This window comes from Candidatus Thiodiazotropha sp. AKIB8 (assembly GCF_058244675.1).
Genome location: NZ_JBSYOO010000031.1, coordinates 114240 through 127228 on the forward strand (window position 1 = coordinate 114240; position 12989 = coordinate 127228).

Annotated in this window: 12 protein-coding genes; 1 reads left to right on the forward strand and 11 read right to left on the reverse strand. The window is 48.8% G+C overall.

Going from position 1 to position 12989, the window contains the following annotated elements; all coding sequences use genetic code 11:
- Positions 1–238: 238 nt before the first annotated feature.
- The gene (locus AC4IFB_RS09385) at positions 239–634 is read right to left on the reverse strand and encodes a PilZ domain-containing protein (protein WP_490775996.1); all 396 of its coding nucleotides are present in this window, start codon (positions 632–634) and stop codon (positions 239–241) included.
- A 142-nt stretch (positions 635–776) separates the two neighbouring features.
- Between AC4IFB_RS09385 and AC4IFB_RS09390 the strand changes: the two genes are divergently transcribed.
- Positions 777–1226 (forward strand): RDD family protein, encoded by a 450-nt coding sequence (locus tag AC4IFB_RS09390; protein ID WP_490780017.1) that lies wholly within the window; start codon positions 777–779, stop codon positions 1224–1226.
- 344 nt (positions 1227–1570) lie between these two features.
- Here AC4IFB_RS09390 and AC4IFB_RS09395 read toward each other — a convergent pair whose 3' ends face one another.
- The 10 genes from AC4IFB_RS09395 to AC4IFB_RS09440 all read right to left on the reverse strand — a co-directional run bounded on the left by AC4IFB_RS09395 (position 1571) and on the right by AC4IFB_RS09440 (position 12960).
- Positions 1571–2866, reverse strand: a complete 1296-nt coding sequence (locus AC4IFB_RS09395) for an adenylosuccinate synthase (RefSeq protein ID WP_490774834.1) — start codon at positions 2864–2866, stop codon at positions 1571–1573.
- Between the two features lie 83 nt (positions 2867–2949).
- A complete protein-coding gene (locus tag AC4IFB_RS09400) occupies positions 2950–4134 on the reverse strand; it encodes an ATP phosphoribosyltransferase regulatory subunit (RefSeq protein ID WP_490780066.1) in 1185 nt (394 codons plus the stop codon).
- 8 nt (positions 4135–4142) lie between these two features.
- Positions 4143–4328: a DUF2065 domain-containing protein gene (locus AC4IFB_RS09405; protein WP_490774833.1), complete on the reverse strand. Its 186-nt coding sequence runs from the start codon at positions 4326–4328 to the stop codon at positions 4143–4145.
- Positions 4329–4513: 185 nt separating this feature from the next.
- Positions 4514–5380 (reverse strand): protease modulator HflC, encoded by an 867-nt coding sequence (hflC, locus tag AC4IFB_RS09410; protein ID WP_490774832.1) that lies wholly within the window; start codon positions 5378–5380, stop codon positions 4514–4516.
- Positions 5380–6531, reverse strand: a complete 1152-nt coding sequence (gene hflK, locus AC4IFB_RS09415) for an FtsH protease activity modulator HflK (protein ID WP_490780018.1) — start codon at positions 6529–6531, stop codon at positions 5380–5382. The genes hflC and hflK overlap by 1 nt, the downstream gene beginning before the upstream one ends.
- Before the next feature lie 304 nt (positions 6532–6835).
- Positions 6836–8116, reverse strand: coding sequence for a ribosome rescue GTPase HflX (hflX, locus tag AC4IFB_RS09420; RefSeq protein ID WP_490780019.1), 1281 nt, complete (start codon positions 8114–8116; stop codon positions 6836–6838).
- A gap of 100 nt (positions 8117–8216) precedes the next feature.
- Positions 8217–8483 carry an RNA chaperone Hfq gene (gene hfq / locus AC4IFB_RS09425; protein ID WP_490774829.1) on the reverse strand — a complete coding sequence of 89 codons (267 nt, stop codon included), beginning with the start codon at positions 8481–8483 and terminating at the stop codon, positions 8217–8219.
- Between the two features lie 162 nt (positions 8484–8645).
- Entirely contained in the window at positions 8646–9626 is a 981-nt protein-coding gene (gene miaA / locus AC4IFB_RS09430) for a tRNA (adenosine(37)-N6)-dimethylallyltransferase MiaA (RefSeq protein WP_490780020.1), read from the reverse strand.
- A gap of 1 nt (position 9627) precedes the next feature.
- Positions 9628–11430 (reverse strand): DNA mismatch repair endonuclease MutL, encoded by a 1803-nt coding sequence (gene mutL, locus AC4IFB_RS09435; protein WP_490780021.1) that lies wholly within the window; start codon positions 11428–11430, stop codon positions 9628–9630.
- Between the two features lie 213 nt (positions 11431–11643).
- A complete protein-coding gene (locus AC4IFB_RS09440) occupies positions 11644–12960 on the reverse strand; it encodes an N-acetylmuramoyl-L-alanine amidase (RefSeq protein WP_490780022.1) in 1317 nt (438 codons plus the stop codon).
- Between the last annotated feature and the right edge of the window lie 29 nt (positions 12961–12989).

Consider the following 12989-nt stretch of genomic DNA (forward strand, 5'->3'; position numbering starts at 1 on the left):
AGCGGAATGAATGCACAACATACCTGAATAAGTCCGGGTAGAACAGATTGTCGACAAAAAAGGCATTCAAATTAGTTCCTCCCATCAACAGCCTGATAATTATCACTGCAGTGCAACATTAAAATAGCGTTTTAAAATGTAGTTTTCAGGCAAAAAAAAGACGCTCGAAGCGTCTTTGAATTACTATCCAGTTAACTGGATTTCTATTTATTATTCTTCAGGAGGTAATTAAAATTCATTAGGTAGTAGCACTCACTCCTTTGACCATACCCCGTTTACTGCCGCTGTAACCCTGGTAGAGATATGCTCTTTCAGCCACGGTTGCATACCCATACAGCATTTTTCGCAGCATCTGCCTGACACTGGCATCCAATTCGCTGAACATCAGCCCGAGACAACCCGATTGCTGGTGCACAACCATCGCTTTGGCCCTGCATTGACTTGTGCCTCCACACGCCTCAACTGGAAAAGAAACTTCGACAATGGTACTAAGCTGCTGTGAGCTTTCGCCAATATCGATTAACATACCACTAAGGCTTATGTTACGAATTATCCCTTTCATTCTACCGAGTTTGCGATCTTGTATTATGATTTCACAAGAGATCAGCTTTCTATGGTCACATCTGTGTTCCATACTATGGCTCCCCGTATTCGCATGCCATTCAACATGAACTCTAAGTATGGTTGGTTACTGCCAATTTTCAAATCCGGATTATTGCTCTCGGACATTAGGGATTACCCTAGATTTTCTCATCTTTATTTTCTGATCACTGTTAATGATTTCAAAAACCAATATCTCAAATGATCTTACTGAGGCTGTTGCGCCTGGGTTACTCCGACGTCTCGGCGCCATATTTTATGATGGACTGCTGTTAACCGCTCTGGTGTTTGTCGCCACCGCGACCATAACCCTGCCTTTTGGTAACCCGAGTGGTACCTGGCTTTTAATATTTCAATTATTTGTATTTGAAATCATACCCTTATTGTTTTTTGCAGGGTTTTGGGTATGGGGGGGGCAGACACTTGGCATGCGTGCCTGGCGACTTAAAGTGGTACGCCTAGATGGCAATCCAGTTGCGTGGGGAGATGCTTTAAAACGTCATTTTGCAGCAATTCTCTCCCTTTTAATCGTGGGCTTGGGGTTTATTTGGATAGTGTTCGATCGAGATAAGATGGCGTGGCACGACAGGCTCTCACAAACCCGTCTGGTAATAGTCGAAAAGTGACGAGTGACACACTAGTGTGGTGCGTCATATAAACCCTGTATTTAGAAAGCCGCTCAAGCCGTGAGTGCAAGGCGCAGCCCGCAGGTAATGGTCGTTCCCTTACCAAGGGGTGCAACGCCGCAATCGCGGCTTGAGTGGCTTCCCGCAGGGCGAGGCAGGTGATTTAATCGCAAACTGAGATAGGCCTTGTCTAAATATAGGGTTTATATGACGCACCACACTAGGATCACAATCTTTTTCAGCCATACCTCAGCATCAGTTCCTAAACCATTTTGATTGGGGAAAAAGATTGGTCAGGCCCACCGCAAAGGAGAGAAGTGCATCACAAAGCGGCGGCCCGGGAATCAGCTATCAAAGGGGTGGCAGCGAATAATCGTCTCTTTTCGATCAGGCCCGGTAGAAACAATGTCGATCGGAGTGTCACACAACTCTTCGATTTTACTTAAATACTCCTTGGCGGCTGTTGGTAACTTATCATAATCAGTGATACCTACAGTCGACTCCTGCCAGCCTGGCATTTCCATATAGACTGGCTCACATTTCTCGAACAGATCTGCGCCAGAAGGCGGTGTTGTAACCTCCTGACCATCCAGCTTGTAGGCAATGCAGATTTTTATCTTATCCAAACCGTCAAGAACATCGAGTTTGGTTATACAGATTCCGCTAACACTGTTAATTTCCAAAGAACGACGCAAGGCAATACTGTCCAACCAGCCACAGCGTCTTTTACGCCCAGTTGTGGCTCCAAACTCATGTCCTTTGGTACCCAGGTGGTCACCAGCATCGTCAAACAGCTCCGTTGGAAACGGTCCTGCGCCCACACGCGTGGTATAGGCCTTGACTATGCCCAATACATAATCGATATATCGTGGCCCCACACCCGTGCCAGTGGCGGCACCACCTGCAGTCGTGTTGGAAGAGGTGACATAGGGATAGGTACCATGATCAATATCCAACAGGGCGCCCTGAGCCCCTTCAAACATCACATGTTTACCCTCCCGGCGCATTTGATGCAGTGTGCCGGTCACATCCTCAACCATAGGTTGCAGACGTTGAGCCTGTTCAAGTAACTGGTCGAGTACTTGCTGGTAATCGACCTCACCATATTCAAACAGGTGTTTGAGGGCGAAATTATGGTAATCCATCACCTCACGCAAACGCTCAGAGATATGTGACTGATCAAAGATCTCACCTAAGCGGATGCCCCTTCTCGAGATCTTATCCTCATAGGCAGGGCCAATTCCACGACCAGTTGTACCAATAGCCTTTTTACCACGAGCCTTCTCACGAGCCGCGTCCAGCGCGATGTGGTAGGGAAGAATCAGGGGGCAGGATTCAGAAATTCCTATGCGGTCGGACGCAGGAACCCCGCTCTTCTCCAACATGTCGATCTCTTCCATCAAAGCATCCGGGGCGAGTACGACACCATTGCCGATCAGGCAGCGGACACCATCCCGCAGCACACCCGAGGGGATAAGATGCAGTACTGTCTGCTTACCATCGATAACCAAGGTGTGGCCGGCATTATGACCACCCTGAAATCTGACCACGGCAGACGCTTTGTCAGTCAGCAGGTCTACGACCTTACCTTTGCCCTCGTCTCCCCACTGTGTTCCGATAATTACGACATTCTTGCCCATGGCTCTCTCAAAATCGTTATATCCGGCTGCTGCCAGACTTTTTATTACAAAACCCGTCGATTCTTACAGAAATATTTTCAAAATCAAACAGAAATAAGTTTCCAGTGATCGTCAACACACTCAAGTTGTTGCTCACACCCCATATCGACAGCCCCCCCTGACTGACCTGGCAAGGCACAGATCACTCTACGCCCCTCTCCACGCAATCGGGCAATCTCCTGATGTAACCTAGGATCATCTGAATTCGGTGCAAATATTGAGGATTCATCCGCCCCATCAATGGTGGATTGTGCGACACGAATCAGATTCTTGAGGTCGGTACTGAATCCTGTTGCTGGTCTGGCTCGTCCGAAAACGCTGCCAATGGCATCATATCGCCCACCCCTGGCTATCTCCTTTCCATTTCCAGGTACGAATGCGGCAAATACAACCCCAGTATGAAAGTGATAGCCTCTTAACTCCGCAAGATCAAAGTGCACCGGTACATTGGGTAACCATTGTGCGATCTGATCAGCCATTGCCTGCAGATAATCCAATGCCTCAATTACTGAAGGTGAAGCCTGCTGGAGTTCCTGCTTTGCCTGGCTGAGGGCCTTGTCACCGTTCAGCTCGCCCAGACGGGAGAGCATCGATGCATGCTCCGGTGCAATGTCGAAGGATGAGAGCAGGGTTTCAATCTCTGGCAGCGCCTTGCGTTGTAGCGCATCGAAAAGCTCAGTCTCCTGAGACTTATCCAATCCTGCCTGCTTGGCCAGACCCTTGAAGATGCCAACATGCCCCAGATCGAGATAGAGATCCTCTACTCCGGTTTTTGCCAATGTCTCCATCATCAGGCGCAATATCTCTATATCGCTCTCAACCCCACAATGGCCATACAACTCAGCACCGATTTGTAATGGGCTTCTTGTCCCAGCAAAACCATCCGTACGTGTATGAAGCACCGTTCCCAGATAGCATAGCCGTGTTGGGCTCTGTGCGCGTATTCGATGTGCATCGATTCGTGCTGCCTGGGGGGTGATATCGGCACGAACCCCCATCAATCTGCCACTCATCTGATCGGTCAGTTTGAAGGTATTCAAATCGAGGTCGCTACCGGTACCCGTCAATAGAGAGTCCAGAAACTCCACAAAGGGGGGAATGACATAGTCATAACCCCAGCTGCGATAGAGATCCAGCAACTCGCGGCGTTTACCCTCTATCACTGCAGCTTCCTGAGGAAGCACCTCATCAATGCCGTCAGGCAATATCCAACGTTCGTTTTCCATCATCGCCAAGATTAATTCACCAGATAAAGCAGGATAACACCAGAAACCATACTAATCAGACCACTGAGGCGCATGGAACGGTTATCGTGTTGGGCAATCATCAGCAGGATTGAACGCATGCTGTTAGGGTTCAAAAAAGGCCAAATGCCTTCGATCACCAACAACAGGGCCAACGCCACAAGCAGATCATGCCACATCTGTCATTCCCCAAAAAAAAACCGGGAGCATCCCGGTCCAGAGTTTGCTGCCCTTACAGGCCGCAGGACATTTTCCCAGAGTGGACAACTATTGTCCATCAACGGGGTAGTTGATTTCCAACTGTTTATTCAAGAACAAAGGGAAATCCCATCCTCAGCAAAGGCTGAAGATGGGATAGTGGCAACTACTGTCCGGAACTGTTTTTCAAATAGCGGAAAAAGTCAGAATCAGGTTGCAACACCATTATATCCGATGAGTCCTTGAAGCTGCTTTTATACGCATTCAGACTCCGGTAGAAGGCATAAAACTCACTGTCCTGCTTATAGGCATTAGCGTAAGTCTCAGCAGCTTTACCGTCACCCTCACCACGTAATATCTCTGCTTCACGATAAGCATCAGCTACAATAACGACACGCTCTCGGTCAGCATTGGCCTGGATACGTTCTGCTGCTTCCGCACCTTTGGCGCGTAGATCCCTGGCCACCCGTTCACGCTCAGCTCTCATCCGTTGATAGACAGACTCACTGACTTCAGGCGGTAGATCGATCTGCTTGACACGAACATCCAGAATTTCGACACCCAGTTCAGACGCCATGACGTCAGACACCTTGGTCAACTTATCCATGATTTCTGTACGTTCGCCGGAAATAACCTCCTGCACAGTCCTTTTACCAAATTCGTCTCGGAGATTGGTGTTTATACGTTCCTGTAACAGTCGTGCAGTTTTATCCAAACTACCGCCTGTCGAGCGAAAGTACTGCGCAGCATCTGCAATTCGCCATTTCGCGAAATAGTCAACAATGACGTCTTTCTTCTCAGCTGTCAGAAAACGCTCAGGACGGGAGTCCATGGTCTGGATACGGGCATCGAAGGTCTTAACATTATTAAGCACAGGCCACAAAAAATGCAGTCCGGGCTTGTAATCAGTTGCAACAATCTCACCCAGCCTGAGCTTTAAAGCTACTTCCCACTGGTTGACAACAAAGGCAGATGAGTAAACCACCACTGCTCCGATGGCGACCAAAGGGAATATTATTTTAGATGATTTCATCAACGTGCCCCCCTGGTGCGATCGACATTACGGAATTTTGTGCTCTCAACCGGTGTGCGGGAACTCTCACTACTGCCGATAGATGCGCTCCTGCTGTTATTACCCTTTTCCACACCTTGTATCAGTTTATCCAAAGGCAGATACATCAGACTGTTACCACCTTCGGTATCCAGCATGACTTTGCTGGTCTGACCCAGCATAGTTTCCACTGCCTCGAGATAGATACGTTCTCGGGTAACCTTCGGTTCCTTTTGATACTCTTTGAGAACTGCAAGAAAACGACTCACATCACCCTCTGCCTCAGCTATCACCCGATCCTTATAGGCACTTGCATCAGCAAGTTGGCGCGCCGCCGCACCTCGAGCTCTGGGTACCACTTCATTGGCATAAGCTTCCGCCTGGTTTTCAAGCTTCTCTTTATCCTCTCGGGCTTTGATCGCATCATCAAATGCGCTTTTAACCTGTTCAGGTGGCTTGGCTGGCTGCATATTCACACTGGTAATCATTAAACCGGTCTTATAGTCATCTATCAGCCCCTGAGCACCTTGTTTAATTCGATCAGCAATTGCACCACGACCCTGTGTAAGGATGAAATCCAGATCACTTTTACCAATTATTTCACGCACTGCGGTTTCTGTTGCATCGCGCATGGTCTTGTCGGGATCACGATCCTGAAAGAGGTAATCTGCAGCATCCAGAATTCTGGACTGGATGGTGAATTCCACATCGACGATATTCTCGTCTCGGGTCAACATCTGGGCCTTGTGCCTGAATGAGGTTATCTGATCCACATTCACAGAAATTACCCTTTCGACTGGGAAGGGTATATGCCAGTGAGGACCAGGCTTAGTGGTTTCATGGTATGCGCCAAAACGCAATACTACGCCACGTTCAGGCGCATCGATGATGTAGATACCGCTGGCTAACCAGACTAGCAGCGCAATCGCCACAACAAATCCGATTGATTTTGATCCAGGCCCGGATCCACCACCTATTGAGGAGTCTCCACGAGAGGAATTACCCCCACCAAAGATTCCGCCTAGCTTTTCCTGAAGTTTCTTTACCACTTCATCAAGATCTGGCGGACCTTGATCACCACCCTTGCCACTCCAAGGATCTTTACCGTTTCCACCCGGTTCATTCCAGGCCATTGAACACTCCAAACTTAGTTATTGATTTATATAGAATATGTCAGATACCCTAATATCTATATATGGGGATATTCCAACAGGATTCAATGCTCCACTTTCAACACATCTTATCAGGCTAACCACCCGGTGATGTACCGCGAAGCATTCTAACAGTACGTTACTGCCATGTCCCACAATACGATACCATCGCTTTCCTTAGCAGACTAACCCAATTATTGTACTGCTACTCGAAAAACCAACAGACCGCACATCCGCACTAAAAAACACCAATTCCAGAAATCAAACTGTTTAGGGCCTGTTAACACTAGATCAGGCAGTTTTCTAAAACGGGTTCCTCTTTCAGAAGTCTACGAAACGCTCTTTCTGACATATCAATCTCCATCTCCCAGCCACCTTCGTCGGTTGATGATTCATTGATGACCACACCACGCTCAAATAACATGGCATGCAGTCGGCCATCCTGAGGACTCAAAAGAACACGCTGCCTGACATGATTTTGTTTGAAATACTCAGTGAGTCCTTGAATGAGTAGATCACAACCCTCTCCTGTCTGAGCAGATAGCCAGATACGCGAAACCCGTCCATTTTCATCCCGGTCTATCCTGGGTTGATCATTCGCTAGCAAATCGATCTTATTGAAAACTTCAATCTGATTGACCTTGTCAGCACCAATTTGTTGCAAAACATCATTAACTTCAGTGATACAGGTTCCACGCTGGTGGCTGGCTGCATCGATAACATGCAACAACAACGACGCATCAGTGGTCTCTTGCAAAGTCGACTTGAAGGCCGCGACCAGGTCATGGGGTAGATGACTGATAAATCCCACGGTGTCTGCCAATACAACAGGCCCCTCAGGCTTCAATTCAAGTCGCCTTAAAGTGGGATCCAAGGTTGCAAAGAGCTGATCAGCTGCATAGACATCTGAACCAACAAGACGATTGAAGAGTGTGGATTTTCCTGCATTGGTATATCCAACCAGTGAAACTGTCGGGATTTCCGCCCGCTCCCGTCCTCTTCGCCCCTGCTCCCTCTGTGAATCCACACGAGTCAGCCGTTTCTTTATCTGGCTTATTCGCTGACTGAGCAAGCGTCGATCAGTCTCCAGCTGGGTTTCACCCGGCCCCCTGAGACCAATACCACCTTTTTGCCTCTCCAGATGGGTCCAGCCTCTGACCAAGCGCGTTGAGAGATGCTGTAATTGGGCCAATTCCACCTGCAGCTTACCCTCGAAAGAGCGCGCACGTTGTGAAAATATATCGAGTATCAGTCCTGTTCTATCGACCACTCGACAGCCGAACTCTCGTTCCAGGTTACGCTCCTGACTGGGGGAGAGCGTGTGATCGAATATCACCAGCTCTGCCTCTTCAGTGGAGACGATCTGCCCAATTTCTTCCGCCTTACCTCGTCCAACAAAATACTTTGGATCGGGCTGACGACGACTTCCGGAGACAAAAGCGACCTGCTCCGCACCCGCAGAGAGAGACAGATCTCGAAATTCGTTAATCTCATCGGGATCGCTAACCCCGTTCAGATCAAGATGAACCAGTACAGCTCGTTCACCCGATTTGGGACGTTCAAACATAAGTGGAATTGTTATTGAAGATTAGGAGAGATATGAACTATCAAACTGAATGGGCGTATCAAACCAATGATACGCCCAGCAATGATCCTGATTGAGCAATCTAGAAATTTCCGGCGCCTGCAGCCCCATCCTCTTCGGATTGGCCATTAGCATGCTGAATACGGACGTTTCTGGCAGGCACAACAGTAGAAATAGCGTGCTTGTATACCATTTGACTGACACTGTTCTTCAAAAGAACCACAAATTGATCGAATGATTCAATCTGACCCTGTAGCTTGATACCGTTTACTAGAAATATTGAGACAGGTACGCGTTCCTTCCTCAGTGCATTCAAAAAAGGGTCTTGTAAACTTTGCCCTTTAGACATGGGAGATTCTCCTTATTGTGTTTGTATTATTAAAAAACAATTACAAGCGCTAAAAATTAATACCGGTAGTAAATATCTACTTTACAAGCGAAATTGTAGCATACTGTATATTTATCAAAGTATTCAAAATATCAATACCTCAAATTTAGGTGCGTTTATTGCCTAAACCCTTTTCGTTTTCGCGGCCAAACTGGGAAAATGCTCAGAAATCAGATCTAAGGCCTGTTCCAGCACATCCCCCTCATCGTCCAACCAGTGGCAATCCTGCTCTGCACGCAGCCAGGTAAACTGGCGCTTGGCCAATTGGCGTGTAGCGATGATTCCCTTTTCTACCATCTCATCCCAACTGCTTTCACCGAGAATATATTGCAGCATCTGTCGATAACCGACAGATCTCATCGAGGGCATCACCGGTGACAAGTTACCTACACTCAATAATTTCCGAACCTCCTGCTCAAACCCCTCGGCAAGCATTTTTTCGAAACGCTGTGCGATTCTGGCATGTAGCAGAGCTCTCTCTTTAGGCGCACGAACCAGTTTCAATACACGATACGGGAGTATGTGACCCTTACCGGCCTGTTGAAGTTCACTCATCTTCTTGCCACTGATCTCGATGACCTCCAGAGCGCGTAGAATACGCTGGGTATCATTAGCGTGAATCTTTGCAGCTGCATCGGCATCCAACCTCTGCAGCCTTTGGTGAAGAAAATTCAATCCTTGTTTCGCCAATTCACTCTCGAGCCGCTTTCTGATCACTGGATCCGCTGAAGGCAGATCAGATAGCCCTTGTGTCAGAGCTTTGAAGTAGAGCATTGTCCCCCCCACCAGAAGCGGCACCTTACCAGAGGCATGAATAGTAGCCATCTCCTGCAGTGCATCTTGTCTGAATGAGGCTGCAGAGTAACTTTCAGATGGTTCCAGAATATCGATCAATCGATGAGGTGCTTCACGAAGGGTCTCCTGATCAGGCTTGGCAGTACCGATATCCATACCCCGATAGACCAGTGCTGAATCGACACTGATAATCTCAACAGGCAACCGACGCACCAGATCTACCGCCAGCTCGGTCTTGCCTGTCGCAGTTGGTCCCATGATAAATATAGCAGCAGGTAATTCATCCTGATTCGTTGTTGTGCTGACCATCTCAACGACCTCTGAGGAACAATCGATCGATCTCACCGATCGACAAGGTAGTCCATGTCGGTCGGCCGTGATTGCACTGATCAGCCCTTTCAGTTCGCTCCATATCACGCAGTAGAGCATTCATCTCATCCAACTCCAGACGCCGATTGGCACGAACCGAGCCATGACATGCCATGGTTGCCAATACATGGTCTGTCTCATCTTTGAGCCTTTGGCTGCTGCCATGTTCGGCTAAATCAGAGAGTAGATCCCGCAATAGTTTTTCTGGATCTGCACCTTGCAAGAGCGCGGGAATGGATCGTATTGCCAGAGATTCACGTCCAGAACGACTCACCTCAAGACCCATCTGTTCTAAAAATGCATTTGACTCCTCAGCCAGGTCTGCTTCCCGCACACTAACCGCCACCCTGACCGGTACCAGTAAAGGCTGATGGGTGACCCCCTCTCCGTGATATCGCTGTTTCAATCGCTCATAGGTGATCCGCTCGTGGGCAGCATGCATATCCACCAGAATAAGACCTGTTTGGTTCTGCGCCAGAATGTAGATTCCATGCAGCTGGGCCAAGGCATAGCCAAGGGGCGGAATCTCGTCATCTGCAGCGGACTCACTACCACTATGGTGCATGGGTTCGACAGGCCGCTGTGCCGCAAACCCAGCCCGATAGGCCGCCGGACGTTCCGCTAGACGCCAGTCAAGACCCTGCTGTTTGGGGGATATATATGATAACTCACCAGAAGCCTGCGGCTGAGTTGGTGTCTCGATCTGAATTGTCTCAGAACTCAGACTCTCCTCTGACGACTGCGGCCTTGTTTCAGCCAGCAAACGATGAAGAGCACGATAGATAAAGTTATGAACTGAACGTGAATCCCGAAACCGTACCTCATGTTTTGTGGGATGAACGTTAACATCAACCTTACGTGGATCGATATCGAAGAAGAGTACATAGGCTGGATGCCGGCCATGATAGAGAACATCCTGAAAGCCCTGCCGAACAGCGTGGGTAACCAGTTTATCCCTGATCATGCGCTGATTGACATAGAAATATTGCATATCCGCCTGTGAGCGTGAGAAGCCTGGCCTGGCAACCCAGCCATAGAGAGCGAGATCTCCCGCCTGCTCCCTGATAGGCAGTGCCTGCTCGAGAAAATTGCTCCCGAGAAGTTCAGCCAGACGTTTCTCCTGCTGCGTGACGTCGTTACAAGGTGCCAGAGATAAGACCCTGCGGCGATTATGCTGAAGAGTAAATCCCACATCAAATCGAACCAGCGCCAAGCGCTGAACCAATGTTTGAATATGACCAAATTCAGTCTTTTCCGTGCGTAGAAATTTTCGCCTTGCCGGAGTGTTGTAGAAGAGATCACGAACTTCAACCGTTGTTCCCTGTGGATGGGCGGCCGGCTTTGTCTTCAGCTCGCTATCGGCCCCATCGCCACTGACTTCCCAGGCCTCTTCGTCATCCTGGTGCCTTGAGATCAGCCTCAACCTGGAAACTGAACTGATACTGGGCAGGGCTTCACCACGAAACCCCATACTCTGCAATAGTTCCAGATCTTCAAAACAACTGACCTTACTCGTCGCATGGCGGGAAAGGGCCAAACTCAGCTCATCCCGGGTGATTCCGACACCATCATCTCTGACCCGCAGACGTTTGATCCCCCCCTGCTCTATCTCGATTTCAATGTGACGAGCACCAGCATCCAGGCTGTTTTCCATCAACTCTTTAACCACAGAAGCTGGTCGTTCAACAACCTCACCAGCTGCGATTTGATTGATCAATTGTGGTGGCAGAGTACGGATAGGCATGTTGGTAAGTTTTAAAGCGTCTGGCGTATTAACCCGGCACCTTAATAGGTCATGTGAAGGAGTTCAAGGTCACACTTGTAACCATATAGAGAGCTATCTCCACTGTAGATGGCTACAAGACTGGTGAAATATCGATTTTAGGCCAATATCCGAGGCAGGACTATAGAACTCAACTGATTCATCGAAGATGGGGAATCAGAATAGCGGAAGGCGTCAGCCACCAGGAATTTGCAGCACCTGTCCGATGCGAATCGTATCACTTTTCAGCTCATTGGCATTACGCAGACGTTTGACACTGACCTGGTAACGATTGGCGATGGCAAGCAAGGTATCACCTGACGAAATGACATGCTTGCGTACAGCTTGATTTGCCGCCAGCCAGGTGCCTGGTGGTGGCTGATACCTGAAGTAGTCACGAATACCCTTCATCAAAGCTTTTGCCACTTTATTCTGATGTTTGGGATCTCGCAGACGGCGCTCTTCATCTGGATTGGAGATAAATGCGGTCTCCACCAGCATTGAGGGTATATCCGGTGATTTGAGCACCACAAACCCAGCTTGCTGTACCCTCCGTTTATGGGTTTTGCCCAGGCCCTTAAGCTCAGAAAGTACTCGGCTTGCTGCCTCAGAACTCGCTTGTAATGTGCCAATCTGTGAGAGATCGAGTAACACCGAGGCCAACATATCATCCTTGTCCTCCAGCGAGACGCCACCAACCAGATCAGCACTGTTCTCCCGCTCTGCCAACCACCGGGATGCTTCATTCGAGGCGCCACTCCTTGAGAGGGTGTAGACAGAGGACCCCCTCACTTTCGGGTCTTTGAAGGCATCAGCATGGATTGAAACAAACAGGTCTGCCTGGTGTTGTCTGGCTTTAGCCATGCGTTTTCGCAGGCCCAGATAGTAATCCCCATCCCGTATAAGAACAGCACGCATCCCTTTTTGCTTGTTGAGCAACTTCACCAGCTTGCGGCCGATTTGCAGCACCACGTCCTTTTCATAGGTACCCTTGCGCCCCCTGGCTCCGGGATCTTCACCCCCATGACCAGGATCAACCGCAATTACCACATCACGGTGTCCTGCTGTTTTGGCTTTCTTTGCAGTTTTAACCGGTTGATTGCGATGTAGGGTTGTACTTTTCCCATCATACAGATCAACAACCAGACGGTGGCCGTATTCTCTGTTCGGACGAAGGGAGAAACTCTTTGGTTTTACCGCGCTGTTCAGATCAAAAACCACCCGAACATCATTTTTGTTGCGCCCAGCAGATCGCATACCCCGAATCATCTTGTTCTCTTTAGTGGGATCAGGTAAGTGCTTGGTGAGCTTTACATTTTTAAGGTCCAGTACCAGGCGATCAGGTGCCTTCAGGGTAAAAATCTTGTGTGATACTATGTCGTCGGCATCAAATACCAGGCGGACATGGTCTGGCGCAGACCAGATACGCAGCCCGGTAATCTCAGCCTGCTTCGCGTGGAGTGGGAGACTGCTGACAAACAGTAGCAGCAGTATGGTGAGTCTATTCCTCATTGCCCCATGACCAATTAACATTAAAACAC

Coding starts and splice junctions, on each gene's coding strand:
- AC4IFB_RS09385 (WP_490775996.1), bottom strand. CDS start 634: ATGGAACACAGATGTGACCATAGAAAGCTGATCTCTTGTGAAATCATA.
- AC4IFB_RS09390 (WP_490780017.1), top strand. CDS start 777: ATGATTTCAAAAACCAATATCTCAAATGATCTTACTGAGGCTGTTGCG.
- AC4IFB_RS09395 (WP_490774834.1), bottom strand. CDS start 2,866: ATGGGCAAGAATGTCGTAATTATCGGAACACAGTGGGGAGACGAGGGC.
- AC4IFB_RS09400 (WP_490780066.1), bottom strand. CDS start 4,134: ATGATGGAAAACGAACGTTGGATATTGCCTGACGGCATTGATGAGGTG.
- AC4IFB_RS09405 (WP_490774833.1), bottom strand. CDS start 4,328: ATGTGGCATGATCTGCTTGTGGCGTTGGCCCTGTTGTTGGTGATCGAA.
- hflC (WP_490774832.1), bottom strand. CDS start 5,380: ATGAAATCATCTAAAATAATATTCCCTTTGGTCGCCATCGGAGCAGTG.
- hflK (WP_490780018.1), bottom strand. CDS start 6,531: ATGGCCTGGAATGAACCGGGTGGAAACGGTAAAGATCCTTGGAGTGGC.
- hflX (WP_490780019.1), bottom strand. CDS start 8,116: ATGTTTGAACGTCCCAAATCGGGTGAACGAGCTGTACTGGTTCATCTT.
- hfq (WP_490774829.1), bottom strand. CDS start 8,483: ATGTCTAAAGGGCAAAGTTTACAAGACCCTTTTTTGAATGCACTGAGG.
- miaA (WP_490780020.1), bottom strand. CDS start 9,626: ATGGTCAGCACAACAACGAATCAGGATGAATTACCTGCTGCTATATTT.
- mutL (WP_490780021.1), bottom strand. CDS start 11,430: ATGCCTATCCGTACTCTGCCACCACAATTGATCAATCAAATCGCAGCT.
- AC4IFB_RS09440 (WP_490780022.1), bottom strand. CDS start 12,960: ATGAGGAATAGACTCACCATACTGCTGCTACTGTTTGTCAGCAGTCTC.